25 protein-coding genes and 1 pseudogene are annotated in these 26265 nt (G+C 36.3%); 7 read left to right on the top strand and 19 right to left on the bottom strand.

Features of this window, described 5'->3' with window-relative positions:
* Positions 1 to 4: 4 nt before the first annotated feature.
* Genes gerPC through gerPF form a run of 4 tightly spaced genes read left to right on the top strand, consistent with a single transcriptional unit; the run spans position 5 to position 1480 of the window.
* The gene (gene gerPC / locus NHG49_RS05925) at positions 5 to 619 is read left to right on the top strand and encodes a spore germination protein GerPC (protein WP_149173343.1); all 615 of its coding nucleotides are present in this window, start codon (positions 5 to 7) and stop codon (positions 617 to 619) included.
* Positions 620 to 625: 6 nt separating this feature from the next.
* Complete coding sequence (gerPD, locus tag NHG49_RS05920; protein WP_001102341.1) at positions 626 to 820, top strand: spore germination protein GerPD; 195 nt, start codon at positions 626 to 628, stop codon at positions 818 to 820.
* Between the two features lie 15 nt (positions 821 to 835).
* The gene (locus NHG49_RS05915) at positions 836 to 1222 is read left to right on the top strand and encodes a spore germination protein GerPE (RefSeq protein ID WP_000902339.1); all 387 of its coding nucleotides are present in this window, start codon (positions 836 to 838) and stop codon (positions 1220 to 1222) included.
* 42 nt (positions 1223 to 1264) lie between these two features.
* Positions 1265 to 1480: a spore germination protein GerPF gene (gene gerPF, locus NHG49_RS05910; RefSeq protein ID WP_001141570.1), complete on the top strand. Its 216-nt coding sequence runs from the start codon at positions 1265 to 1267 to the stop codon at positions 1478 to 1480.
* Between the two features lie 79 nt (positions 1481 to 1559).
* Here the strand turns inward: gerPF and NHG49_RS05905 are convergent, their stop codons facing one another.
* The 6 genes from NHG49_RS05905 to NHG49_RS05880 form a co-directional block, all read right to left on the bottom strand.
* Positions 1560 to 1847 (bottom strand): RNA polymerase alpha subunit C-terminal domain-containing protein, encoded by a 288-nt coding sequence (locus NHG49_RS05905; RefSeq protein ID WP_064476838.1) that lies wholly within the window; start codon positions 1845 to 1847, stop codon positions 1560 to 1562.
* 12 nt (positions 1848 to 1859) lie between these two features.
* Positions 1860 to 5585 carry a helicase-exonuclease AddAB subunit AddA gene (gene addA, locus NHG49_RS05900; protein ID WP_149173344.1) on the bottom strand — a complete coding sequence of 1242 codons (3726 nt, stop codon included), beginning with the start codon at positions 5583 to 5585 and terminating at the stop codon, positions 1860 to 1862.
* Entirely contained in the window at positions 5582 to 9097 is a 3516-nt protein-coding gene (gene addB / locus NHG49_RS05895; protein WP_222660774.1) for a helicase-exonuclease AddAB subunit AddB, read from the bottom strand. Before addB ends, addA begins: the two co-directional genes overlap by 4 nt.
* A 116-nt stretch (positions 9098 to 9213) precedes the next feature.
* On the bottom strand, positions 9214 to 9777 hold the full coding sequence (gene lepB, locus NHG49_RS05890; RefSeq protein ID WP_064476841.1) for a signal peptidase I: 564 nt from the start codon (positions 9775 to 9777) through the stop codon (positions 9214 to 9216).
* A gap of 56 nt (positions 9778 to 9833) precedes the next feature.
* Positions 9834 to 10427 (bottom strand): TVP38/TMEM64 family protein, encoded by a 594-nt coding sequence (locus NHG49_RS05885; protein WP_000347517.1) that lies wholly within the window; start codon positions 10425 to 10427, stop codon positions 9834 to 9836.
* Positions 10428 to 10816: 389 nt separating this feature from the next.
* Positions 10817 to 11398: a competence protein ComK gene (locus NHG49_RS05880; protein WP_064476843.1), complete on the bottom strand. Its 582-nt coding sequence runs from the start codon at positions 11396 to 11398 to the stop codon at positions 10817 to 10819.
* Positions 11399 to 11682: 284 nt separating this feature from the next.
* Between NHG49_RS05880 and NHG49_RS05875 the strand changes: the two genes are divergently transcribed.
* Positions 11683 to 11868, top strand: coding sequence for a hypothetical protein (locus tag NHG49_RS05875; RefSeq protein WP_000391438.1), 186 nt, complete (start codon positions 11683 to 11685; stop codon positions 11866 to 11868).
* A 252-nt stretch (positions 11869 to 12120) separates the two neighbouring features.
* On the opposite strand, the gene cspA is transcribed toward NHG49_RS05875, so the two are convergent.
* Positions 12121 to 12324, bottom strand: coding sequence for an RNA chaperone/antiterminator CspA (cspA, locus tag NHG49_RS05870; protein WP_000301521.1), 204 nt, complete (start codon positions 12322 to 12324; stop codon positions 12121 to 12123).
* 373 nt (positions 12325 to 12697) lie between these two features.
* Here cspA and NHG49_RS05865 point away from each other — a divergent pair, with 373 nt between their 5' ends.
* Positions 12698 to 13489: a phosphotransferase gene (locus NHG49_RS05865; RefSeq protein ID WP_064476844.1), complete on the top strand. Its 792-nt coding sequence runs from the start codon at positions 12698 to 12700 to the stop codon at positions 13487 to 13489.
* A gap of 91 nt (positions 13490 to 13580) precedes the next feature.
* On the opposite strand, the gene aceA is transcribed toward NHG49_RS05865, so the two are convergent.
* The 12 genes and pseudogenes from aceA to NHG49_RS05810 all read right to left on the bottom strand — a co-directional run bounded on the left by aceA (position 13581) and on the right by NHG49_RS05810 (position 25416).
* On the bottom strand, positions 13581 to 14858 hold the full coding sequence (gene aceA / locus NHG49_RS05860; protein ID WP_103655894.1) for an isocitrate lyase: 1278 nt from the start codon (positions 14856 to 14858) through the stop codon (positions 13581 to 13583).
* Positions 14859 to 14881: 23 nt separating this feature from the next.
* Positions 14882 to 16471 (bottom strand): malate synthase A, encoded by a 1590-nt coding sequence (gene aceB / locus NHG49_RS05855; protein WP_064476846.1) that lies wholly within the window; start codon positions 16469 to 16471, stop codon positions 14882 to 14884.
* 189 nt (positions 16472 to 16660) lie between these two features.
* Entirely contained in the window at positions 16661 to 17323 is a 663-nt protein-coding gene (locus tag NHG49_RS05850; RefSeq protein ID WP_064476847.1) for an S-layer homology domain-containing protein, read from the bottom strand.
* A gap of 339 nt (positions 17324 to 17662) precedes the next feature.
* The gene (locus NHG49_RS05845) at positions 17663 to 18322 is read right to left on the bottom strand and encodes an S-layer homology domain-containing protein (RefSeq protein WP_258125613.1); all 660 of its coding nucleotides are present in this window, start codon (positions 18320 to 18322) and stop codon (positions 17663 to 17665) included.
* A gap of 451 nt (positions 18323 to 18773) precedes the next feature.
* The gene (locus NHG49_RS05840; protein ID WP_103655580.1) at positions 18774 to 19445 is read right to left on the bottom strand and encodes an S-layer homology domain-containing protein; all 672 of its coding nucleotides are present in this window, start codon (positions 19443 to 19445) and stop codon (positions 18774 to 18776) included.
* Between the two features lie 83 nt (positions 19446 to 19528).
* Positions 19529 to 20431 (bottom strand): DMT family transporter, encoded by a 903-nt coding sequence (locus tag NHG49_RS05835; protein WP_064476850.1) that lies wholly within the window; start codon positions 20429 to 20431, stop codon positions 19529 to 19531.
* A 212-nt stretch (positions 20432 to 20643) separates the two neighbouring features.
* Positions 20644 to 21435, bottom strand: coding sequence for a methyl-accepting chemotaxis protein (locus NHG49_RS31900; RefSeq protein ID WP_423060166.1), 792 nt, complete (start codon positions 21433 to 21435; stop codon positions 20644 to 20646).
* A gap of 156 nt (positions 21436 to 21591) precedes the next feature.
* Positions 21592 to 22371: pseudogene (locus tag NHG49_RS31895) on the bottom strand (MCP four helix bundle domain-containing protein); the annotation flags it as partial.
* 135 nt (positions 22372 to 22506) lie between these two features.
* The gene (locus NHG49_RS05825; protein WP_142387420.1) at positions 22507 to 23775 is read right to left on the bottom strand and encodes a M48 family metallopeptidase; all 1269 of its coding nucleotides are present in this window, start codon (positions 23773 to 23775) and stop codon (positions 22507 to 22509) included.
* A gap of 134 nt (positions 23776 to 23909) precedes the next feature.
* The gene (locus NHG49_RS05820) at positions 23910 to 24098 is read right to left on the bottom strand and encodes a hypothetical protein (protein ID WP_064476853.1); all 189 of its coding nucleotides are present in this window, start codon (positions 24096 to 24098) and stop codon (positions 23910 to 23912) included.
* 11 nt (positions 24099 to 24109) lie between these two features.
* Entirely contained in the window at positions 24110 to 24409 is a 300-nt protein-coding gene (locus NHG49_RS05815) for a hypothetical protein (RefSeq protein WP_064476854.1), read from the bottom strand.
* 149 nt (positions 24410 to 24558) lie between these two features.
* A complete protein-coding gene (locus tag NHG49_RS05810; protein ID WP_064476855.1) occupies positions 24559 to 25416 on the bottom strand; it encodes a CPBP family intramembrane glutamic endopeptidase in 858 nt (285 codons plus the stop codon).
* Between the two features lie 140 nt (positions 25417 to 25556).
* On the opposite strand from NHG49_RS05810, the gene NHG49_RS05805 reads away from it, so the two are divergent.
* Complete coding sequence (locus tag NHG49_RS05805; RefSeq protein ID WP_149173347.1) at positions 25557 to 26261, top strand: response regulator transcription factor; 705 nt, start codon at positions 25557 to 25559, stop codon at positions 26259 to 26261.
* Positions 26262 to 26265 lie beyond the last annotated feature (4 nt).

The raw sequence follows: 26265 nt of genomic DNA, 5'->3' as shown, positions 1-26265 counted from the left end.
CAAAATGAATCAAGATATATATACTTACTTACACCAACTTCAACAAGCTCTTCAAGCACAGCAATCAACCATCCTTCATCTAGAAGATCAAGTGCGCCTATTACAAGAAGAGCTTACCGAATTAAAAAATCGCCCCTCCTCTTCTGTAGGAAAAGTGGAATACAAATTCGATCAATTAAAAGTAGAAAATTTAAATGGCACTTTAAATATTGGTTTAAATCCGTTTTCAGCAAAAGGACAGCAAATTGAAGATTTTCAAGTGGATACAGAAACGTTAAAAGTAAATCCTGAAACAGATACAAACCCAGATTTTTACCAAGGTATCCTTCAAGAAATGCATCGTTACTTAGATGAAGAAGCATATAATCGAATTCTCCATTTTGAACAAGAAGAGAGAACGCCGCTCGATGAAATGTATCGACAAATGATGGTTGATGACATAAAAAAACAGATGGAGCATAGGCTTCCTTATTATTTATCACAAGCACAATCATACGAAGATTCTTCAACAAATCCAGATTATTTACGCGATATCATTCTCCAAGCAATGAAACATGATATCGACAACGCCTTTCTATCTTTTATTCAACACATACCGGGTAATTTCCGAAAGGAGTAAGTATGTATGAATGTTAACGTTGTAAATCGCGAGTTAAAAGTCGGACAGATTAAAATGAACGGTGTATCGTCATCCGCACTCTTTTTAATTGGGGATGCAAATTTCCTCATACTATCTTCTATTCTCGATACACCATTTGAAACTGTTACAGAGGGTCCATTTGTACCATTAGTCACAGATGTCCCTCCTACTCCAGGTTAAGGAGACTGAGAAATTATGTTACATCATGTGTCTGTTGTCCAAAATGTTTCTATTATTTCTTTGGGGATTACTGCTGTATTTCAAGTTGGAGATGCAAATCAAATGGAATTAAAAAGTAGAGCTCTTGCCGTCCACAGGGAAATTCCTTGTTATATAAAAGACGAAGGCCGCTTAGACGCATTTGAAATCTTTACAGATGAACACATTACAATCCCAAAACGAACGACAGATGTAAAATTAAACATTGTAAATGAATGCCCTTTTATTGAAGTAAACAATGTTGAATTGCGAACACTTTTAAATTCTGGTTGCTTTCAAATTGGAAATGTTGATTATGTTTTTAATAACTCTCGTATTATGCAAATTCGCCAATATATTACGGATGAACCTTCCGCACAATAATTCATATAGTAATTAAAAAGCTTAGTAAAGTGGGTGGATAGTATGCCTTCTGTTGTTGGAAATCTCGTCGTTCAAAACAGTAATGGTTCGTTCAATTTAGGGGATTTTTATAACGTGTCTCCAAAAGAAAATACGAAAGCTTATAATGGATCCGGAGCTTCCAATGTTGGATTTGTCGTGAACACTTTTAGCGGTGTTAGTGCAACAAATACGTTTGATTCTGATGTGGCCGATCAAGATCAGATCGGAACAGCATAAAAAAAGTAGGAGATATTCTCCTACTTTTTTCTTTTATCTCATTCAAGATTATCAAAAAAACACTGTTTACTGTTTCATTTTATTTAAATGATAATCCGCTCTCCTCCAAAGCCTTTCTAAGCTTCGGCAAAGATGCTGGTCCCATACCATGTAGTTTTAAAATTTCTTTTTCACTATACTTTGAGAGTTCTTCTATCGTGTGAATGCCATGATGTTGCAACGCATTTCGTGCTGGTGATGAAAGAAGTGAAAGAAACCCTGTTGTTGGTTTCTTTTCTTTCTCACAAGCTGGGCAAGTTGGACAATCGCTACTTTTATAGTATTCATGTCCTTTTTCACACGTTCTTAACGTTTTTTCCGTTGCCATTTTCAAGTCCCTCTATTCTTCAATTTTCACAACATGATTGCCATCAAAGAAGTATAAGCATTTCTCTTTCACGGGATGTTGCAAGCTTTTTTCAAGTGCCTTTGCATATAACGAAAGCTGCACTTTGTATCGATCTTCTAAAATTGGTTTTGCTTGATCGAATCCACCTGGGAACTTTCCTTCAATCGTATCCGTTTTAAAATCAATTAAAGTGATACCGTCTTCCTCTTCAATCATGCAGTCGATAACCCCTTGGACAAGTATTGTTTCGTCATTCTTACCTTGCCAATCTTGATACGCCTCTTCTGCTGCAAGCATCATCGTAAATGGTACTTCACGCTCAACACTTTTCGCCGCTAATACCCTTTTACCTAGGTCACTGTCAAAGAATGAAATGACTTTTTCAATTGCTATTTCTTCAGCTTGTTCGAATGTTAATAACTCCTTATTTACCATTCCGGCAATTTGCTCTCGAATCACTTCTTCTGTAATCGGCTTCTTCAAATCAACATGCTGCATAACAGCGTGAACTGCCGTACCTCTTTCAGCATACGTTAATCCTTTTTTCTCCATAAAACGAGGGCGTGTTTTAATTGGTGCACGCAGTTTTTTAATAAAGGCATTATCGCTACCTTCTTCTGATTGGTAGTTTCTCTTTATTTCTGTAACAGACTGTTTCGCACGGTGAGACGTTGCTTCCTCATATCCGTACTTCCACATCAATCTGTCGTACACTTCTTCTTTCCGTTCACTTTGTAGCGGAACAGCTTTTTTTTCACGAAGTGCTTCTAACAATTCTTGTTTCTCTTCTTGAACCGGTTCCGGTGCAAGTAACGTTTTGCCGTCAACAACTTCTACTTTCCAGCTCGTGTCATATCCATAAATTTCACCCGGAATGCTTCCTTGTCCTAATTCAAGAAGCATTTCACTATCACGATGTCTATATAATGAAGGTGCAATCCAGTCTAAATAACAAGACGCTCCGGCACGTATATGGTCTGGTAATAACCATTCACTATGCTCCCTTGCATCGAGCCATTTTTCCATTTCTTTATTGGCATCTTTAACCGTTCCAATTAAAATTAACTTCTCTTTCGCACGCGTTAACGCTACGTATAACACGCGCATTTCTTCCGCGATTAATTCCATTTTCATTTTACGCTTAATTGCTAGTTGCGATAATGTCGTATATTTAATTCGTTTACGAGGATCGATAAATTGTGAACCGAAACCGAAGTCTTTATGCAGTAAGAAACGTTTCATTAAATCTTGTGTATTAAAACGACGACCTAGTCCCGCTACAAATACGACTGGGAACTCAAGTCCTTTACTTTTATGAATCGTCATAATACGAACCACATCTTCTTGTTCACCTAAAGCTCTCGCTGTTCCCATATCATCACCGCGTTCTAAAATACGCTCAATAAAGCGTAAGAAACGGAATAATCCTCTAAACGATGTTGCTTCATATTGTCTTGCACGGTCATAAAGTACACGTAAGTTTGCTTGCCTTTGCTTTCCGGCTGGTAAACCGCCGACAAAGTCGTAATAACCTGTCTCACCGTACACTTTCCAAATTAAATCAGAAAGTGACTGTTGACGCGCGAATTCACGCCATCCTTGCAGTAAGTTATAAAACCACTGTAATTTATCATGTAATTCTTGTTCCTCTTCAAGCGGTGCCCCTTTTAAGAATGAGCTCATTACTTCATAAAACGAACCTTTCTTTCCGTGAGCACGAAGTGTCGCAAGTTCTTCATCATTTAGTCCAACGATTGGTGAACGAAGTACGGCGGCAAGCGGGATATCTTGCATCGGATTATCGATCACGCGGAATACGTTCATCATAATATTTACTTCTGTCGCTTCAAAGTAACCAGTCGCAAGATCAGCGTATACTGGAATTCCTTGCAGCTTTAACTCTTCCATAATTTGCGGCGCCCACGGCATAGAGCGAAGTAAAATAACGAAGTCACGGTATTGTACAGGGCGCATACTATCCGTTTTACGATCATACACTTCATAACCTGAATCAACCATCGCTTTAATACGCTGCGCCATAAGACGAGCTTCAAGTTGTGCTTTTTCTACTTCTGCACCTTCTTCACCTTCTGGCACTTCTTCTTCTGTTTGCTGAATACATAGTAGTTCAGCCGCTACATCTTCACCTTCTGGATAGCTAGCACCTAGCTTTAATTCAGCATCAGCATCATAATCGATTTCTCCGACTTCTTCGCCCATAATTTGTTTGAAGATAAAGTTCGTACCCGCTAACACTTCATGACGACTACGGAAGTTTTTCGCTAAGTCTATCTTCATTCCACCGTCTAATCCTTCTTGTGTGAAGCGTTTATACTTCCCTAGGAACAGGCCTGGTTCTGCTAGTCGGAAACGATAAATCGACTGCTTCACGTCACCTACCATGAATAAGTTTCCTTCACTCTCAGAATCTTTCGTTACAAATTTAATAATGGATTCCTGCACAAAGTTCGTATCTTGATATTCATCAACTAGTACTTCAGCAAATTTATTACGATATTGAAGCGCTACTGCTGATGGATTCATTTCACCGTTTTCATTTTGTTCACTTAAAATTTGTAAACAGAAATGCTCTAAATCTGTGAAATCAACCATTCCTTTATCTCGCTTCATCGTTTGAAAACGCTCTGTAAATACTTTTACAAGCTGTACGAGTTTTTCTAATACAGGATGCATATCTTGAAAATCTCGTAAGAAACTTTCAGGTCTACGGCTAAATAACTCTTCTTGTAATTTCTTCACTTCATCTTTCGCTTTATTACGAAGTGAGTCTACTTGTTTTACAACATCCTCGTTGTAATCACTTTTCTTAATGCGCTTTAACGTTTGCCACGATACATTTTGCATCGCTTCATATACACTTGTCCATGACTCACAAGCTGATGATGATAACGTTCCAAGTAAAACTGCATCTGCTTGCAGGGTTTCAACGCGGGGCGCCGGACCGTCAGGAAGCATTGCAAGTTCCGTCGCTTTACGAATATGTGCCTCTGCTGTTTCAAGCTGGAATTTCACATCTTCTAATAAGTAAGAAGCATACACTAAATCTTCAATTGTCTTTCCTTCCACGTCGTATGCTTCTACTAATTTATCGAGCCATTTTTCCGGATTTGGATGCGCTCTTGATTCTGTATGAAGCGCTAAAATCATACGCTGTAAGTCATCATCACTACGGTCACTCGTATAACGATCAACGAGTTCAAAGAAAATACCATTATCTTCAATTCCGTACTCTTCTTCTAATATGTCATCTAATACTTCTTCTTTTAACAGTTCATTTTCCGTTTGATTCGCAATGCGGAAACGAGGATCCACATCAAGCATGTAATAGTATCCTCTAATTACTTGTAAACAAAATGAATGGATTGTCGAAATAGAAGCTTTATTTAATAAGCTAAGCTGCTTTCTTACATGCTGCGAGCCTGGCTCATCAATTAATACTTTTTCTAGCGCTTCCCCAATTCTGTTTTTCATCTCTTGCGCCGCTGCATTCGTAAATGTTACAACGAGCAGGCGGTCGACATCGACTGGGTTTTCTTCACTTATAATCTTTTTAATAATACGTTCAACTAATACTGCTGTTTTCCCTGATCCAGCTGCTGCCGCGACTAATATATCACGTCCGTTCGCTACAACCGCTTTCCACTGGTCATCTGTCCACTGACTACCTACTGGTTTTTTAGGCCAATTTCCAATCATTCTCCGCCAACCTCCTCTCTAATTTTCTCCATCGCTTCGCTATCTTTCATATCTTTTAGCGTACGGAACTGGTTATCTTCAAGTGATTCATCGAACTGACAAACAGATTTGAAGTTACAGAACGTACACGCCGCTTTATTCCCCTTCTTATAAGGAGCAATATCAATAACGCCTTCTGTAATGTCTTTTCCGATATTTTCAAACGTATGGTGTACGTATTTTTGAAGTACGTTAAACTCTTGTTCACTTGCAATACTTGAACGCGCACTAAAGCTACCGTCTTTTTTCAAACCAGCAGAAATAATATCAGAACTTCCTGTTGAAAGTTTGTTATCCATTAAACGAACAACATCAGCGTCTCCTAGTACGAGCCCTTTCATTTTAAATTTCTTTAAAATTTCTTTCTCAATTTCTGCTTCAGATGCGTCACCTTTCATCTCAACGATCGGGTTATGAATATGGAAGTACAGTACACCAGCCGGTGATGCCGTGCCGCCTTTTTTCATCCACGTATGTGCATTTGAAGTAACAACATCTAAATACGTTAACATTTGAAGTGCTAATCCGTAATACACTTCCGTTAAATCTAACGCTTTTGAGCTTGATTTATAGTCAATAATGCGTAGGAACGTTCCGTTTTCATCTTCCGCCTTATCAACACGGTCAATACGACCAACTACTTCCATCTTCACACCATTTGGTAATGAGAACTCCATCGGCGGAAGCGACCCTGTACCGCCCATACCGAATGGCACTTCTAAATCAACTGGTACGAAACCGCTTGACTTCGCATGTTCACGAAGAATGATTGATGTACGGAAAATGATTTGTTGTAGTTTTTGTTTTAAATAGAAATGACGATTTGAACTTAATAAAATTTGTCTTTGTAATAACGGTGCAATCTCTTCTATTACTACAGTAGAAAGATGCTCACACTCTTTTATTGATAAATCCGCCCAAGTACGGTTTTCACGTAATAGCCTGTCCGCAATTCTCTTCAGCGCTGCATGGAATAGTTCCCCGATATCGGGTGCATCCAGTTTGAAAATATCACGCTCTCTTAAGGATAAACCGTGCTGCGCGAAATGAGCATATGCGCAACGGTTAAATAGTTCCATACGAGATACGCTTCCTTTTATTTTATCCCCGTATAAATCTCTACTTACAACTGTACTTAGCTTTTGCGCACGATTTCGGTAGAATAAACTTGATAATACGCGGCTACTTTTTTGTTTCCATTCATCTGAAGTTACGTAGAAGTTATATACATCCCACCAAAAATCTAAATTCCCTTCAAATCCATATCGCTTCCACGTTTGAAGTTGCTGCATAACATATGACAACGTTACTTCTGGCGTTGCTACGTATGAAATTTGTTCCGAACGTGATAAATCATTTACGTCATTTGTAATAAATGTATCTTTCACATCAGGGAACATTCTTTTTATTTTCTTAATAAAGCTAGACGCAAGTAACGTCTTCCCTTCTTCATCTGCAAGAGGGCATGAAATATATAATTTCTCAGTTGCTCTCGTTACCATTTGATACATAACGAACTGTTCTTCTAATAAGGTTTGTCTCGTCGTTGGTGCTAATTCGATACCTGCAACGCTAAGAACATCTCTTTCCTCATCAGAAAGCATCCCTTCATCCATTGGTGCTGCCGGAATAACTCCTTCATTCACGCCAATGACAAATGTTGCTTTCACATTTGATAATCTTGAACGATCAATATTAGCAATTAACACTTGGTCTAATGACGGCGGAATGTTTGCGAATTGAAGCGCCTCAAGACCTGTCGACATAACATCTGCGAACATAGAAAGTGACATTTTCTCTTCGCCAAGCATCTCAACGAACGTATCAAGAAGACTCATTACTTCTTCCCATACTTGCTCATGATCTGTCGCAAATAAGAAATCTCCGCTCTCTTCTGCGCGAATACGTAATGCTTCTAGTTTTTTCGGAACGTCTAGCTCTTCTAAAAATAAGTAAACCGCTTCGCACATTTGCATAACTGTTCCCGCACGCTTCAGCCTTTTTTGCATACGAATAACAGGCGTTCTTACAACATCGCGCAGTCGATTTATTCTCTCTTCCATTTCCCGTTCACTGTCTGTAATCATCCCGTCCGTATCGTCAAGAGAACGATAGCGGCGATACATCCACGGATCCTCAGAAGTCCATCTCTTCCCTTGTACACCGTACGCTAAACAGTAGTTTTCAAACTCATCCATCTCTTCGCGCATCGTTTCTTTTCTTACGTCTAGTGGATATAAAAGCTCTGTTTTCACGCAGCGGAACACTGCATCATAACGCCAATTTCCGCTAATAATCTCGAGTGCAGAACGAATGCATTCTACTAGCGGATGATGTGACATCGGGCGTTTTTCATCGATGAAATGCGGGATATTATAATCTGTAAATAGCGTTCGCATCACATCGTAATAACTTTCCCCGTTACGAAGAAGAACTGCAATATCTCGGTAACGATAGTCTTCATCCGCCACAAGTCTACGAATTTCACGAGCAACACCTTCTACTTCAGCCCGTAAATTCGCTGCTGTACTAATCGTTACACTTGCTTCTCCGTGAAACTTTTCATTTGGACGTGCTTCATAATGCGTTTCTAAATGCGCTAATGCTTGCGAATGAAAACGCGGTTGTTCCATAAGTGGAATCGTTTTTTCAATTTCTATCTTCTCTTCACGCGCCACTTGCTTTATTTTTTCATACGTTAACGTCGTTTCATAAAATAAATCTAGTTCATTTACTGGCTGCGCTAACGTTTTTTCATCTATCGTTAACGTGATCGTAACTCTCGCTCCGCAAATCATAAGCTGTCTTAAAATTTCTAGTTCTTGCGGTGAAAATGAATGAAATCCATCTATATAAATTTCAGCCCCATTTACATATTCAGACTGTGGAAGCTTTTCGACTAGCAATTGTAGGTAGTCTTCTGAATCCAAATATTTTCCGATTAAAGCACGTTCAAAATCATCATATAATAGTTGTAAATCATACACTTTATTCGCTAATAGCTTTTGTTCTGCACTGCTACTATGTGCGTCTAATTGTTGCCACATTTCATATACGTTAGATGGCGTCACATTGTAACGTTTAAACTCCGCAATCATACTACCAAGATGTTCAAAGAAACCGTTTTGCTCCGCTGCTTTTTGGAACACCGATAATCCCTCTTTACGAGACTCAACAATTTTACGAAGCAACATATGTACGCCCGCTTCATCAATGTGAAGACGACTCGCTCCGCCAACTTCTTGCAGCACCTTCCACGCTAATCGTGAAAAACTAAAAACTTGTGCCCGAATAGAACCTCTTACATCCTCACTCCCGATTAACGCCTGCTGCGTTTGGAATGTCATCTGTTCTGGCACAAGATATAATATTGTTTCCCCTCTTGGGCGTTGCTTTAACTCTTCCTGCACTTCGTGTAAACAAAGTGTACTTTTTCCACTTCCCGCTCTACCAATCACAAATCGAAGTGACATGTAACCCCACCTTTCACTTACATAACGAACGTTAGTTTGCTACTATAATTGTATTATAGGACACGAAAAAAGACAAACAGAGTAGTTTGTCTTTTTCTATACTTCTACCTATTATATCAACCTTTTGAAAAATTCGTTTGCACCTCTTGAATTGGCCAATATCGTAAATCAACTTTACCGACAACTGTATCAGCTTTTACAAATCCAAAATGTCTACTATCCCAGCTCCCGAGGCGATTATCACCTACTACAAAAATATATCCAGGTGGCACCGAATTTTCTTTCGTTAACTCTTCTAGTTTAAAATCACCCGTTAGTTGTCGTCCATTTACCTCTTTCTTATACGTCTCTAAATAAGGTTCATCTACGAATTGTCCGTTTATATACAGTTTATCATGCTTATATTCAATTTGATCCCCAGGTAGACCGATAATTCGTTTTACGTAGTCCTCTTTTTTATTCGCATGAAACACAACAACATCAAACCTGTTCAAGTCCCCTACTTGATAACTCACCTTATTTACAACGAGCATATTGCCATCTTGCAATGTTGGCATCATTGACTTCCCCTCTACAACGTACGTTGAAAAGAAAAACGTTCGAAAAAATACAGCTAATAATACACCAATTAAAATTGTTCGTATCCACTCTATGCCTTCTTTTTTCAAAGTTTTCTTCATCCGCTTCTCCCCTTACCCTTTAATAATGAAGCCTGCATTTATAAAGAAGACTATTCTTAATGTAGTTCTAACTTTACTTCGATTTTCTTACCGACATACCATAAAATAAAAATACCAATTGCTACAATGACGGATTTCACCGGATTATGAATAAATGACATTAAATCATGACCGATATACGTTAAAATAAAAATCATCACAAGCTTTCCGAACGCGAGCGCAAGTCCAAACTGCTTTACACTAATGCGAGATAAACCAGCGACAACATTTATAAGCGCAGACGGTGTAAACGGAAAACAAAATATGACGAAAATTGGAGCAAACCCTTTCCTTTCAATCCACCCCATTGCCTTTCGTACTCTCTCATGCTTATTTACAAAAGAAAAGAAACGACTTCGGCCAAAATGGCGGATTATGAAAAAGACAAGTAAGGCGCCCATTACTGATCCAAGCCAAGAATAAAGAAAACCGAGCCAAAATCCAAATGCAACAGCATTCGCCAGTACAAATACGATGAGCGGCAATGCCGGAATCAACGCTTCTATCATCGGTAAACCAATACCAAGAAGTGGTCCGAACGCTTTATAGCTTTCAACAATATGATCCATATTTTCTGGTGAAAAATACTCTTTGATTGTCTGAAAATCCATTCTACACTTTACCCCTTTACTCTAAGTACTACCTCTACTGTATCATCGCTTATATGAAAGAGGAAATGGTAGATACGTCATATGGAGATGTAATTATTAAGTTTCCATATCTCTCATTAGAATTCCTTCATTATTACGCTATGATAATCTATCAATATTCGACAGAATGTTTTGCGATTTTGGAAATAATCCTTTTGTTTTAATTGCAAATTCCTCCGTAACTGAAATTATATCGGCGGTTTTCTGAATATATCGATTGTAACTCGCATTTTATCAGCGATTTTTCAAATATATCAACCACAACTCGATTTTTATCAGCGATTTTTCGAATATATCGACTTACCGACAAAAGCTGACAAATAAAAAAAGATGGGGGTTCCCCCATCCTCTCACATTTCGCCTTCCTTAACAAAATACACTTTCTCATATGCTGGTTTTAATCTAGATTCCTCATTTTTATCAATTAATTTAAAGGAAGGATTTCCTTGTTTTTTTCTACGATCTTCATATTCAGTACGCAATTTCGCTGTACGATTTTGTTGATTTTCAAAACTACTTTTTGATATTTCTAATTTCACAGCAAAGCCATTTATAAATCTAACAATAACATTTCCATCTTTTAACTCTTTATTACTTTCAATATAAAAATGAGACAACCAAGCGCACTCTTTTCTAGAGTAAGAATACGTAGGGAAAAAATAAAATTGATCTGCCGGACTAATCGCAATCGGTGCTTTATGTGTAATATGAGTTAACTCTTTCGTTCCTTCTTTTCTGCCTAAGAAACTAGAGCCATGCTTGCGGCAACTTCTTTCTATAATATCTAGGGGCTTTTGAAACACGAAAAAAGAATCTTCCATCTCAACAACTCGTGTAACAATTTTCTTTTCACTTAGAATAACAGGAAGTAAGGCCATTGTATTTTTATTTACCACATAGTTTTCGACATAGCGTTCTACTTTACTTTCCATATTCTACTGTCTCCTTTTTTACATTTATATTAGCAGCTGCATATATAATTTTAGCATCTATGAAAAGGAAATGGTTTACAGATTCCGATTTTTTACAATAATTTATCATTTATCAAATATCTTTTAAATTATAAATTAACACTATAGTGATTTCATAATAAAAAGCCTATATAAAATGTATTTATAATACCTATAAATATTTACAACTACTTCCTCATTTCGCATCATTACGACAATTAACTTTGCTATAATTAAAAGGAAAATCCAATATATGGAGGTCCACTATGGAAGAAAAAGAAATGCAACCAACGATTCAAATGAAAAATAGTAGCATTGTAATCGTGAAAAATTCAGCTAGTATTATATTCGGTTTGTTTTTCATTCTACTATTCTTCGCAAAGCCTTTTCGTAAATCGAAATGCTCTGAATGTAAGAAACGCGAGAAGAAAAAGATTGGAAAAGAAGAGTAAAAGGCCTTCCATTTTGGAAAGCCTTTTACTCTTCTTCGTCCTCAAAAAAAATGACTATTTTTTCTTATTCATCTAAAACGGGCGAATAAGATTTCTTCAATCGTATTGTGTAGATCTTCTTTATTCCCGCTACGAACATCGAGTATGACTTCATTTGTATACTTTTCCCCAAACTATAATCATTATGCTCGTATATTACAACAAAAAAGGGATGGCAGCAGCCATCCCTTTTTTCCATAATAAACTATAAAATTATAGTTTGATTACGTTTTTAGCTTGAGGTCCACGGTTACCATCTTCGATTTCGAAGCTAACTTTTTGACCTTCTTCTAGAGATTTGAAACCTTCAGTTTCGATTGCAGAGAAATGTACGAATACATCGTTTTCGCCTGGAACTTCGATGAAACCGAATCCTTTTTCGTTGTTAAACCATTTTACTTGTCCTGTTACTGCCATAATTATTTCCTCCTAAAGAAAACACAATTTATTTTAGTCTTCCTGTATAAAAAAAGAATCCACACATTATCAAACACGAAACATAAACTAGTTCTCACATACTTTTTCTCGTTCGTTTTTCGGCACTTGATAATATATGGATTGCTTAATTTAACTATTCAACTGACTTCATCATAGCATACTTAAAATGAAATGTACAATCTTTTTTGAAAATAACTGACAAATTAAATTGATTATACATTCGTAAATAATTGATTTTAGTATGTGTGGATTTCACTATAAAGTGAACACAAACATCATTTGAACGCGATTACATCCCTTGTTCTGAAGTGTTACAATATAATCGTACAGTCGTTATATTGGAGGGGATTATATGTCAAACTACACCAACGAAGAAAAGCTTACAGGTGGAAATGTATCAAATGTGTATCGTTCTGAAAATACTGTTCGGCGAGAATTAAAGCCAGGCAGTGCAAAAATTCATACATTATTACAGCACTTAGAAAACAAAGGGTTTCATCATGCTCCAAAGTTTTTAGGTGTAGATGAAAAAGATAGAGAGATTTTATCCTTTATTGAGGGAGACGCTGGGAATTATCCTTTAAAAGAACATATGCGATCTAATGATGCTTTAAAGGAAATAGCAAAGATGCTCCGCCTTTATCATGATGCGGTAAGTGACTTTCCCTTATCAGATGAATGGCAACCGATGGATCTTACTCCAAATAACATTGAGGTTATTTGCCATAACGATTTTGCTATATATAACATTATTTTTAATGACGAGAAACCAGTAGGTATTATTGATTTCGATGTTGCTGCTCCTGGTCCAAGAATTTGGGATATCGCTTATACGCTTTATACTTGTGTACCTTTAAGTAGAGTGTATTATACAGAATCGGGTGAGGCAGTTCATTATGAATCGGTACAACATGCTAGCCGTATGAAAGAAAGAGTGAAATTGTTTGTCCAGTCCTACGGTAAAAGTATGGACGAAGACTACTTAGGAATAGTGTTACTACGATTAGAAGCATTATGTACATATATGAAAAGAAAAGCACAAGAAGGCGACTTGAATTTCAAAAGAATGATTGATGAAGGACATTTAGAGCATTATGAGAAAGATATGAAGTTTATTCGCGATCATAGAGCTGAGTGGATTTAATAATATCGTCTTTTTTGTCTGTAAGTCGATATATGTGAAAAATCGTTCCGAAAATAAAAAGGGGCACCCTTCAAAAAGGGGCCCCTTCCTTTTATTTCGTAAACTGTGCTTCTTCTGTAGATCCTTTTAGCGCTGTCGTCGATGAAGTACCACCTGTAATAACTTGTGCTACTTCATCAAAGTAACCTGTTCCTACTTCGCGTTGGTGACGAGTTGCAGAGTAGCCGTGTTTTTCTGCTGCGAATTCTGCTTGTTGTAGTTCAGAGTACGCTGCCATGCCGCGCTCTTTATAGCCACGTGCTAATTCAAACATGCCGTAGTTTAATGAGTGGAATCCAGCTAGTGTTACGAACTGGAACTTATAACCGTAAGATGCGATTTCTTTTTGGAAGCTTGCAATTGTTTTTTCATCTAATTTTTGTTTCCAGTTGAATGAAGGTGAACAGTTATATGCAAGTAATTTCCCTGGATGCTCTTTATGAATTGTGTCCGCAAATCGTTTTGCATCTTCTAAATTTGGTTCAGATGTTTCACACCAAACGAGATCTGCATAAGGAGCATATGCTAAACCACGTGCAATTGCTTGATCAAGACCTGCTTTCGTACGGTAAAATCCTTCTGGAGTTCTTTCTCCTGTAATAAATGCTTTATCAACCGGATCGATATCGCTCGTAATTAAATCTGCTGCATCCGCATCTGTTCTTGCAACGATAATTGTCGGCACTCCCATTACGTCTGCTGCAAGGCGTGCCGAGATTAAATTACGCACCGCTGTTTGCGTTGGTAGTAATACTTTTCCGCCTAAATGGCCGCATTTTTTCTCTGAAGATAATTGATCTTCAAAGTGCACACCTGATGCACCCGCTTCAATCATACCTTTCATCAGTTCAAATACGTTTAATTGTCCGCCAAATCCAGCTTCTGCATCTGCTACAATCGGTACGAAATAATCTGTATCACCACTTCCTTCCATATGCTGAATTTGATCCGCACGTTGAAGTGTTTGATTAATTCGTTTTACTACAGCAGGTACGCTGTTCGCTGGATATAAACTTTGGTCTGGATACATATGTCCAGAAAGGTTCGCATCCGCAGCGACTTGCCATCCACTTAAATAAATTGCTTTTAGCCCAGCTTTCACTTGTTGCATCGCTTGGTTTCCTGTTAATGCGCCAAGTGCGTTAATATAATCTTCCGTATGAAGCGATGACCAAAGCTTTTCAGCACCGCGGCGCGCTAATGTATGTTCAATATCAATTGACCCGCGCAAGCGAATTACATCTTCTGCCGAATATGGACGTGTAATCCCTTTCCAGCGCGTATCTAGTTCCCAGCTCTCTTGTAATTTCTCGATTCTTTCGTTTTTCATTTGTTCCATCCCCTTTTTGTTTTTTATAAAATTTCATAACCCGGTAATGTTAAAAATGGTACGAATTCATCATTCCGAACGAGATTTGTAAACAACGTTGTCGCCTCTTGGAATCTCCCTTTCTTAAAGGCTTCTTTACCAATCTCTCTTTCTATTTTTGCTAATTCTTCTTCTTTTAGCTCTTCCATCAATTCAAACGTAATATTACGACCATCATTTAGCTTTCCACCTTCATGACGAATCCATTGCCATACTTGTGCCCTAGAAATTTCCGCTGTTGCAGCATCTTCCATTAAGTTATAAATGGGTGCTGCTCCCCGTCCGCTTAACCAAGATGCAATATATTGAATACCTACGCTAATATTTAGGCGAAGCCCATTTTCTGTAATCGTTCCCACTGGTACTTCTAATAAATCCTTTTCTGTAACATGTATTTCTTCACGTTTTCTAAAAATTTGATTCGGTGTTTTCATAATGTGATTAAATACTTCCATCGCGACTGGTACAAGTCCCGGGTGGGCAACCCATGTCCCATCATGACCGTCTAAAGCTTCGCGCTCCTTATCTGCACGCACTTTTTCAAAAGCTGCTTCATTCGCTTCTGGATTGTTTTTAATCGGAATTTGTGCTGCCATTCCTCCAATAGCTGGTGCATTACGACGGTGACACGTTTGAATGACTTTCAAAGAATACGCGCGCATAAATGGCGCCGTCATCGTGACTTGCGCTCTATCTGGAAGCAAAAATTCATTATGATTACGGAAACTCTTTAGAAAGCTGAAAATATAATCCCATCTTCCGCAATTTAACCCAGCAGAATGATCTTTAAGCTCATACAAAATTTCATCCATTTCAAACGAAGCGTGAATCGTTTCCAGTAACACCGTCGCTTTAATCGTTCCGTTTGGAATACCGATATATTTTTGAGCAAATACGAAAACATCATTCCATAACCTTGCTTCTAAATGGCTTTCCATTTTCGGTAAGTAAAAGTATGGACCGCTTCCTTTTGCTAAAAGAGCCTTTGCATTATGGAAAAAATAAAGTCCGAAATCTACTAAGCTACCAGACATATTCTTCCCATCAACTTGCATATGTTTTTCTTCTAAATGCCATCCTCTTGGACGCACAATTAATACTGCTGTTTTACTATTTAAACGATATTCTTTTCCGTTTTCATTTTTATGTGAAATCGTTCCCCGCACTGCATCTCGTAAATTTATTTGACCTTCAATCGCATTTTCCCAAGTTGGTGAATTCGAATCTTCGAAATCTGCCATAAAAAGATGCGCTCCTGAATTTAAAGCGTTAATAACCATCTTTCTATCCACTGGTCCAGTAATCTCTACGCGGCGATCCTCTAAATCTTTTGGCAATTTGGCAATTGTCCAGTCCGCTTCACGAATGTGCTTTGTTTCTTCTAAAAACTTCGGAAACTTTCCTGCATCAATTCTCTTTTGTTTCTCCGCACGCTTTTGTAAAAGTTCTATGCGGCGCTCATTGAAATTTTCATGTAGTTCCTTCAAAAAACTAAGCGCCTCAGGTGTCAATATTTCATTGTACGCTGGTAACATTCCTCCGGGCAATGTAACCCGTGAAGTTTGCGTCGACATATTAGCATCCCCTTCTTAAACTGTTTTATAACAGATTTGATTTTATGTTTTATATTATATAACAAATCTTCAGAAAAGGAAGTTTTTTTTGAAAATTTAATCGTTTTTTTATAAAACTGTATTCTTTTACCGGTATTACACATAAAAAAAGAAGCCAATGTTATACAACACTAGCTCCTTCTTTATTATTTATTTAAACATTGAATTAAATAAGAACTGCGCATATTGTTCACGTGTTACTTTCATGTTCGGAGCGAAGTTACCCTTTCCATCTCCTACTGAAATACCATTTGAACCTACTGCATTAATCGCATTTTCTGCCCAATGTCCCTTTGGTACATCTTTAAATGTTGCTGTTCCTTGTACTTGTAATCCAAATGCTCTTGTAAGAACTTGCGCCATTTCTGCACGTGTTAACGTAGCTTTTGGTCTGAAGTTTCCATTCTCGTCACCTGTAAAGATACCTAATTCTGTTACTGCTAACACTTCAAAAGGAAACATCGTTGAGTTATCATCAACAATATCATTATATGGGCTTTCTAATACCTCATCTTCACCAAATTCTTCATCAAGATCTAGTGCGCGATAAATTAAAGCGGCTACTTGTTCACGATTTACGTTATGTCCAAAACCGAACACACCATTTCCGTAACCAAGCATAATTTCATGTTCTGCTAAAGTTTGAATTGCTTTATAAGACCAATGTCCTGCTGGTACATCTTTAAAGATAACTGGACTTGCTTGTTGTGGCTTTGCAGCTAATTCAGCTTTTGCTGTATTCCCCTCAGCACTAAATGCTACTCCACCCATAATTGTTAAAGCTGTTGCTACTTTTAAAATTTTTTTCTTCAAAGTATTCTCTCCCTAAAAACATATTTTTTTCTAATATAAAGAATTAACGAAAGCGTAACAATACAATTCCCATGTGATTTTTGTCTAATTTATGAACTATATTTCATATACTTTTATTTACACTCTATTAATAATAAAGTTACTAAATCATATATTTAAGCAAGAAAAAGTTACTTTATTCAACCTCTTCTTATCCACTAAATTCCAACAAATAAATTATGAACAGAAAATCGATATACTTATAAATAATATAAAACAAGAAAAAAGCGTGGGATTTCCGCGCTTTTTTCTTGTTTTATATTATATTGATATATTTTAAATGTCCTTATATTTTAACTTTTATTCATAATCTTCATCTTTTACAGGAAAATAAAAAACAGCTTTATTTAAAAACGTTGCATATTGCTCACGTGTTACAACTGTATTCGGTTCAAATTTCCCATTTCCTGTTCCTACTATGACATGATTAGACTGCAGTGCACTAATCGCATTTTTTGCCCAATGATTATTTGGTACATCTTTAAATGTATGGTTTTTCTTTACCTCAAATGTAAATGCCTTCGTAAGAATTTGCGCCATTTCTGCACGTGTCACAGGTGCGACTGGTCTAAAGTTTCCTTTTTCATCACCTTCAAAAATACCATGCTTTGTTAATACTAAAATTTCATCTAAAAACATTGTTGCCCTCTCAGAAATATCTTTGTATGGATTTTTTAAAGGTCCTTCTTTTTTCAAATTCAATGTACGATAGAGTACTGCTGCTACTTGTTCTCGTGTTACATTATCTCCTACACCAAACTTACCATTTCCATAGCCTAACATTACTTTATTGTATACTACGTCCATTATATCGTCATATGCCCAGTGGTTTACTGGAACATCATCAAAAACAATCATTTCTGGATATTCTTCTGCTTTTACGTTTGGAACATTTGTACTTACAAACAAGCCGCCCATAATAGTTACCGTTGCCATTATACGTAACATGTTCTTCTTCATTGCCCTCTCCCCTTTATCTCCATTTGAAAAAACGGAAAATAATAGACTGCAATCCTTTCCAATATTACATATGTTGCCTTCGCACCCATTATGCAATATATTACATTTAAAAAATCTATTATTGTGAAAATCACTACTAAAGGAGAGCCAATTCGCTCTCAATTTCAATTTTTATACCGAATTGTACGCAAATCATTTCCCTTTCCTATGGTCATTTAAAGGTGTTTCTATACATTAAATATTCTACTTTCTAAAAAAGAAATCCTTCACATTTTAAAAGTTCATTTTCTAGACAAAAAACGCAAATATATGTTGTTACTCCTTATATATCGACGTTTCGACAAAGAATATCCACTGGACTACAACATACGAAAATAAGAACCTATCTATTAATAAAAGCCCATAATGAGCGAAGGATGTCTCCTCTACAAATTATGAGCTTTCTCTTTATCTATTCCATTTTCCCTGGAGAATTATCAATTGATCGTTGTAAAAACTTCGCAAATTGCCCGCGTGTAACGAGCATTTCAGGCTCGAACTTGCCATTTCCCGTTCCTATCGCTACATTATTAGACTGTAATGCGCTAATTGCATCTCTTGCCCAATGGTTTTCTGGTATATCTGTAAATGTATGTGGACTCTTTGTTTTCAACTCATATGCTTTCGTTAAAATTTGTGCTAATTCTGCACGAGTCAGTGTATCTTTCGGACGGAAATTTCCATTTTCATCTCCTTTAAAAATACCAATATTCGTTAAATGTAAAATTTCGTAAGGAAACATTGTCGATTTCCCACTAATATCTCCATATGGATTTTCATTAAACACACTACGCTTTAAATGAAGTGCACGATGTAATACTGCCGCCGCCTGTTCGCGTGTTATATTATCTTCTGTCCCAAACTTACCATTTCCATACCCATACATAATGCGATGATATACTAAATTCGTAATTTCATCATATGCCCAATGACCTGTTGTTACATCATCAAACTCTATCATAATATTAGGACCAGATTTTTCGATAACATCTGTATTTGCAGACACGCCATTTGCACCTACAAATATTCCTCCCATTAAAGTTAACGATGTCGCTACCTTTACTAGCTTTTTCATCTCTCTCATCTACCTTTTCCTTTATTTTCCTATCTTTTATATTGTACAAAAAATAAAAAAATTTCCAATAGAATACACCTAATTATTTACAATTAAGAATACAAACTTTCTTTTACCGCTATTTTTTCGTCCTTTGTTTTTCGAAAAGTAAATGCCATTCCTACAAATATAAGAACAATCCCTACTACTTGCATACTAGTTGGTCTAAATCCTGTAAACACTGTATCTAATAGGATTGCAACCGCAGGATCTAAAAACACCAATACAGAAATTAATCTCGTCGATAAACCTCTTAAACTGTCAAAAAATAAGTAATATACAAATCCCGTATGTATAAGTCCTGTCGCTGTGATCATCATCCAGTTCATCTCTGTTAACCCTTGAAACTTGCCAAAATCTACGAATGGTAGCAATAAAAATATACCTAAAAATGTTTGTAAAAAGGTCATTGCATATGCGCTCGTATGCTGAATTCCTTTTCCTAATAAAGTAGTAAAAGCATAAAATAAAGCTGCAAGAAGTGCCCATACCATTCCAGACGACATCAGTTTTTCGAGCGATAGACTTCCATCTATTCCAGCTACTAAAACGGTACCGATAAAACAAATGACAATGGACATAACCGCAAACACTGTAAGCCTTTCTTTAAATACAATACTACCAATCATTAATACGATAATGGGTGCAAGATGATAAACTGAAATCGCAATTGTAATCGACATCACTTCAAACGCTTTAAATAAAAATACCCAGTTAAAAACGAGAAATACACCGCATGCTAATATTTGCATTACTTCTTTTTTATTCCATTTCTCACTTTTATACTGTCCTGTTACGAGCCAACATAATGCTAAAAATATAGTCGCACAAATGCAACGAACGAATACTAATTCAAAAGACGGTAAACCTGTTTGAACAGAAAAAAATCCAATTGATCCGAAAATAGACATCGAAAGGATCATTTTTATAGCCGGCATTGATTTTTTATTGAACACCCTTTCTCTCCTCCTATAACCTACCTTTTACAAACGAAAAATCTCCAAAACATTACGTATTATTATATATTAGAATTGGAAAATTGTAAAAAATTAGAATATACAAAATAGTACCCGCACAAAATTCCCATAAAAAAATCATCCTTTTTTACATAGGATGATCTTTTTATTCATTGAGAAGAATTTTTCCATATTAAAACTTAAATATACTACTACTTTTGAAGAGTAAATTGGGCAACTATTTGTTTTAATCCTCCGGCTGCATTATGCATATGTTCAATTGAAACCGAGATCTCTTGAACAGATTTTTCTTGCTGTTGAATAGACTCTTTTACCCTATCAGTTCGGTCAGATGATCTTTGGGAAATTTGAGCCATGTCTTCTGCAGAAGCCGAAATCTCTTCACTACTCGCTGCAATTTCATCTGTAGACATAGATACCGTTTGAATTTGCTCAGATACTTGCTGTACTTTTTCTGTAATTTTTCCAAATACTTTTTCTGTATGCATTACTACTTGTGTACCTGCCTGTACCTCATTATCTACTTTCCCCATCATATGTACCGTATGGTTCGTTGTTCCCATAACTTGAGTAATAAGCTTCTCAATTTGTTTTGCAGAATCACTAGATTGTTCTGCTAATTTTCTTACTTCATCTGCCACAATTGCAAATCCTCTACCACTTTCCCCAGCACGTGCAGCCTCAATTGCGGCGTTTAATGCTAATAAGTTAATCTGAGAGGTAATACCTTGCATAACATCAATGATTTTAACAATTTCTTCTGATTGTTCTTTCATAGTCTCTACTTGTTTCACACCGCTATGTACTGAATTTTGGATTGTATCCATCTGTTGAATCATTTGTTTCATTAATTTGTTACCACTCTCTGCATCTAATGCTGATTGAGCAGACAATTCATTTACAGAGGATGATGTATTCACTATGCTCTGCATTCCTTGTGTCAACTCTTCCATCGCACCCGCAGTTTGCTCCATTGCTTGCATTTGACTCTCTGCGCCATTTGCAACTTCTTCAATATCTATAGTGATTTTCTTCGCTGCACCACTAGATACTTCCGATGCAGATACTACTCCGTCTGCATGTTGGAATAAAAGCTGAATATTATTCTCTATTTCTTGCATATTCGTTCTTAGCCCTGCAATCATTTCGTTAAAATCACTTACTAATACACCTAATTCATCTTTAGCATTATACTCACCATGTACAGTTAAATCTCCTTCTTTTGCTCTTTCCATCATACGACTAACCGTTTGTAAAGGAGCAACTATAAGCTTGCTAATAATATAGCTTACTATACATATAATGATTGTAGTAACTACTACAAGAATGATAAAAGTAATAACGGACCGATCTATCATTTTTTGAGAATCTTTAAATACTTGGTCAGCTAAATTTGAAACATACGCTTCTAGATCTACAGCATAACTAGCTAACTCTACTCCCTTCGGTTTTAATTCCTTATGAAATTCGTTTACCATTTGAGATTCATTTGTTCCCTTCGCTTTGTCAAACAACTTCTTATATGTCTCCATATAACTTGGCAAAGATTTCTTCATCTTCTGAAACAGTTCATCCTCTTGCTTACTTAAATTGAAGCCATCATCATATTCTTTTAATAAAGAATCATATTTTTCAAGATCCTTTTCAATATTACCAATAATCCCCTCTTTATTTGTCCCCTCATTTGGTGACGCTGTAATTAATTCTAGTAAGTTATACTCTAGTGAATTTTGTGTACGAAGCATTCCTTCTAATAAAACTACAGAATGTTGATAATCATCTACTACAACCTCTGTATCATGCTTAATCTTGTTAATAGAATTAATTGCTACGCAGCTCATAATTACCATGCTCAATACTGCTAATGAAATAAGCGATAATAATTTATATTTCACTTTTAAATTTTTTAAAAAATACATTTTTTCACCTTTATTCCTTTATATATAGATTTTTAGAATTTTATAGCTTATTATTTACAAAATCACAATAAAAAGCAATGATAAATATTCCCAATACCAAACTTATATTTCTATAAAAAAGAAGTAGCATAATCGCTACTTCTTGTTTTTTTGTTTCTCATATTGTTCAAACGTATGAATTCTTTCGAAAATCGGTGGATGTGTGTATAAGAAAAATTTTACTAACGCAGGTGGATTCACTTGGCTTAAGCTTGTTTTTGATAAATATTGAAACGTTCTCACACCAGATTTTCCATCTTTCGTCATATTTAAAGCATATTGATCTGCCGCTCGTTCTTCTATTCGTGAAACGTAGTTTGTTGCTGGTTGTGATGCAAAAGAGAATACAGAAGAAATTAAGAAAAATAAAGGTAAAATTGAAAAACATGCTACTTTTGAAATTTGCAGCGTACCTCCCCATTTTCGAATACACATATTTATAATACGGCTAATGAGATACATCCCTATAAACGATAGCAACATATAACTCGCTACGCCCCAATATATATGTTTCATAACATAATGTCCCATTTCATGGGCCATTATAAATAAAATCTCTTTATCTTTTAATTGCTTAAGCGTTGTATCCCACATTACAATACGGGCGTTAGGGCCAATTCCTGTTACATATGCATTTAACGCATTCGTTTTTTCCGACATATTTACTTCATATACATGTTTAGCTGGAATATCAGCTTTATCTGCTATCGCTAAAATTTTCGTTTCTAATTCTTTATTTTGCAGCGTCGAGAAGTCGTTATACAGTGGATCAATAACGACAGGCTGTATGAATGTTAAAAAGATTGTAAATGGAACAGAGAGTGCCCATCCTGCTAGCCACCATCTCTTCGGAAATTTACGGATAAGCCATAGAAGAACGGCAACTACAATTAACATCGTCGCATAACTTTCCCAAAAACCGATAACGTGATCTTTTATCCAGCTTTGTGTACTTTGCGTTGAAATGCCATAATCAACGGACACTTTTCGGCTAATCCATTGCATCGGCAGGGCAAGAACTGTTGTGAGTAGTGATAAATAAAAGAAATAAATCGCAACTTGCAGGACACTTATTTTCGTCGTTTCCTTCGACCATTTCTCAAACTTTCTTGAAACACCGAGCACAAGTACAAATAATAAAATAATCCATTCAAGAGGCGTCGCTAAAAAGTACAGTAAATTTTTCACGCGCGAATAATCTTGGCTTAGCGTAAGCTCTCTTGCATTCATAAACGTTTCTGGATCTGCACTCGTTCCTTTATACATGTCCGGAATAAGTTCATGATTCCATCCAAATAAATACCAATATATAAGCAATGCAAACCCAACGTACAAAAAAAGCGACCACCCAATAACCTTCCTCACGCTATTCCCTCCTCTATGCTGCCTGTCTATTATTATTGTAAGTTCGTACATGCTAAATTAGAACAAGCTTATTACGCGAATTGCTCGAGAGCCTTCTAGTTATATAAAAAAACTCTTCTACAAAAAGAAGAGTTTTACCTACCTTTAGACACTTTCTTCGGTTCATAATCTGGGATAAGAAATATACTTACAACCCAACATATGAAACCAGCGCCTTTTATATAGCGTATATATTCATAGTCCTGAAAAAATAACGTCGTTACAATAAGCGTAAAAAATCCAATTAAAACTAGTACGTATCCTATTTGCTTCTTACATAACATAACGTGCCCCCTTAAGGAAGTACATCCATCAATAGACTAAAATCTTGTAAAGAAAAAGAACTATATTTCATAATACCTTGTACAGCTAAAAGTAAAATTAGACCGGTCACACACATATAATTAATGCTTTCTTCACTCTTTTTTTCAGCAACTATTCCGCCGCTTATACATAATATTCCTAACAAATGGAGTGCTAAATACATAAAGAAATAAGCTTCCTCCCAGCGAAGAATAACATTGACTGTCGTTATCAGCACAATACTAAGCAAAATCAAATAAAAAAACTTATTTGATGATATTGTTTCATTCATATAATTTTATACATCCCTTTCAATTGCCTTATTCATCTCATTTATCCCGCTATTTGCGGGCAGTAAAACTCCCACATCAAAATTCAGTTGGAGCAAAGAAGTTAGGTCAGAGTCGAGCTGTCCGTAAACGCCAGATTGATGATGGCTAATTATAGTTTCACTTTATCCCCCACTACATCTGAAAAACTCTTTTCTTGCTCTACATATATAGCTGGCATTTCTTTACTCCAATATTTGCGGTTAACAAATAAAAAGATGAGTACTAAGTTTAATCCCGTTATAAAAATAATTAGTCCTGGAAAGAACGTCGTATAATTTGAGAAATCTGCAAAACTCATTATCTCTTCTTTATTTATTAGAAAAGAAGCACCGATTACAAATGCATTGTTTAACATGTGAATAGCAATTGGCATGAGTAAACTATTCGTACGAATATATACGATCGATAGTACAACGCTAAATACAACTGCGCCTAGGAAATCAACATGTAGCAACGCAAACAACATCGCTACTACAATGATCGCTATACTCGTTCCCCATTTTGCTGCAAAGCGTTGCAGTAAAAATCCGCGAAAAACAAATTCACCAATAATTGGTGCGATGAATACGACCATAATAACTTGATATACATAGCCCCCTGTACTATCTATAATCGGTTCACGTAATGCGTTCATAATAAATTCCGGTGTAATCCACGCAAAGCTATACATGTACAAAATAAGATACCCGTAACTAAATACGCATAACATAATCGCAATGTATAAAACTTGCACCAGGTTAAATGTTTCATTTTTATTAACAAATAATGAAAAGGAAACACGGTGTTTTCTATACTCATAAAAAATCCATGTAATCGGAAGGATGTAGAATATAAGAATATTTATAAAAGCAGAATTTTGCATATGAAATGTATTTTCTATCAATTCATTACTGACTCTTGCAACTAAAGTTAATAGTGCAAATACAATTAAAAAATATCTAGCTCGCATCGTTTGAAACGGATTCACACTCTTCTCCTCCCCTATGTTACTTTTATCATATCATTTGATTCTTAATTTTTTGCGAAAGAAAACCTTAAAATTTCCTTAAAAATTCCATAAGTTACAGAAAGATGATATGATATTCGAGGAAATTAGGAGGGATTTTTATGTATGAAGCAAATATTTTGCTCGTTGATGATGAAACAGCAATTTTACAATTACTAACTACCATTCTTGAAAAAGAAGGTTTTTCTCATATTACAACTGCAACATCCGCTGAAATAGCTTTATCTCTCACCGAGCAAAACGATTACGATTTAATTATTTTAGATGTCATGCTTCCTGGACAATCTGGTTTTGATATTTGTCCAATCATTCGCCAAAAAACCGATTGTCCTATTTTCTTCCTCACAGCCAAAACATCTGATTTAGATAAAATATCTGGATTTTCACACGGTGCAGATGATTATATTACGAAGCCATTTAATCCACTTGAAGTAGTCGCTCGTATGAAAGCACAACTCCGAAGACATATGAAACAAGCAGTACCACACGAACAAAAAGCAAACTTCAGTTCATTTGGTAGATTTGAAATTGATCGATATTCCGCAGAGCTTACAGTAGGTGGACATGTTGTCGAATGTTCCGCCCAGCTATTTCAGCTACTACTCTTCTTTTGCGAGAATCCGAACTACGTATTTTCGAAAGAAGAAATATACGAAAAAGTTTGGGGAGCACCTGCCTATAATGGCGATGATAATACCGTTATGGTTCACATTCGAAAACTACGTGAAAAAATTGAACAAGACCCAAGTAAACCAGAATATATAAAAACCGTTCGAGGACTTGGCTATAAGTTCATTACAAAGTAGGGTG

Origin of the sequence: Bacillus sp. IBL03825 (genome assembly GCF_024712505.1) — a bacterium.
GTDB classification, from domain to species: Bacteria; Bacillota; Bacilli; order Bacillales; family Bacillaceae_G; genus Bacillus_A; species Bacillus_A wiedmannii.
This window is presented reverse-complemented; position numbering and strand designations above follow the sequence as displayed.

Bases quoted from the DNA above. Each gene is read 5' to 3' on its own strand.
- gerPC (WP_149173343.1), top strand. From the start codon at position 5: ATGAATCAAGATATATATACTTACTTACACCAACTTCAACAAGCTCTT.
- gerPD (WP_001102341.1), top strand. From the start codon at position 626: ATGAATGTTAACGTTGTAAATCGCGAGTTAAAAGTCGGACAGATTAAA.
- NHG49_RS05915 (WP_000902339.1), top strand. From the start codon at position 836: ATGTTACATCATGTGTCTGTTGTCCAAAATGTTTCTATTATTTCTTTG.
- gerPF (WP_001141570.1), top strand. From the start codon at position 1,265: ATGCCTTCTGTTGTTGGAAATCTCGTCGTTCAAAACAGTAATGGTTCG.
- NHG49_RS05905 (WP_064476838.1), bottom strand. From the start codon at position 1,847: ATGGCAACGGAAAAAACGTTAAGAACGTGTGAAAAAGGACATGAATAC.
- addA (WP_149173344.1), bottom strand. From the start codon at position 5,585: ATGATTGGAAATTGGCCTAAAAAACCAGTAGGTAGTCAGTGGACAGAT.
- addB (WP_222660774.1), bottom strand. From the start codon at position 9,097: ATGTCACTTCGATTTGTGATTGGTAGAGCGGGAAGTGGAAAAAGTACA.
- lepB (WP_064476841.1), bottom strand. From the start codon at position 9,777: ATGAAGAAAACTTTGAAAAAAGAAGGCATAGAGTGGATACGAACAATT.
- NHG49_RS05885 (WP_000347517.1), bottom strand. From the start codon at position 10,427: ATGGATTTTCAGACAATCAAAGAGTATTTTTCACCAGAAAATATGGAT.
- NHG49_RS05880 (WP_064476843.1), bottom strand. From the start codon at position 11,398: ATGGAAAGTAAAGTAGAACGCTATGTCGAAAACTATGTGGTAAATAAA.
- NHG49_RS05875 (WP_000391438.1), top strand. From the start codon at position 11,683: ATGGAAGAAAAAGAAATGCAACCAACGATTCAAATGAAAAATAGTAGC.
- cspA (WP_000301521.1), bottom strand. From the start codon at position 12,324: ATGGCAGTAACAGGACAAGTAAAATGGTTTAACAACGAAAAAGGATTC.
- NHG49_RS05865 (WP_064476844.1), top strand. From the start codon at position 12,698: ATGTCAAACTACACCAACGAAGAAAAGCTTACAGGTGGAAATGTATCA.
- aceA (WP_103655894.1), bottom strand. From the start codon at position 14,858: ATGAAAAACGAAAGAATCGAGAAATTACAAGAGAGCTGGGAACTAGAT.
- aceB (WP_064476846.1), bottom strand. From the start codon at position 16,471: ATGTCGACGCAAACTTCACGGGTTACATTGCCCGGAGGAATGTTACCA.
- NHG49_RS05845 (WP_258125613.1), bottom strand. From the start codon at position 18,322: ATGAAGAAGAACATGTTACGTATAATGGCAACGGTAACTATTATGGGC.
- NHG49_RS05840 (WP_103655580.1), bottom strand. From the start codon at position 19,445: ATGAGAGAGATGAAAAAGCTAGTAAAGGTAGCGACATCGTTAACTTTA.
- NHG49_RS31900 (WP_423060166.1), bottom strand. From the start codon at position 21,435: ATGCAAGCAATGGAGCAAACTGCGGGTGCGATGGAAGAGTTGACACAA.
- NHG49_RS05820 (WP_064476853.1), bottom strand. From the start codon at position 24,098: ATGTTATGTAAGAAGCAAATAGGATACGTACTAGTTTTAATTGGATTT.
- NHG49_RS05815 (WP_064476854.1), bottom strand. From the start codon at position 24,409: ATGAATGAAACAATATCATCAAATAAGTTTTTTTATTTGATTTTGCTT.
- NHG49_RS05805 (WP_149173347.1), top strand. From the start codon at position 25,557: ATGTATGAAGCAAATATTTTGCTCGTTGATGATGAAACAGCAATTTTA.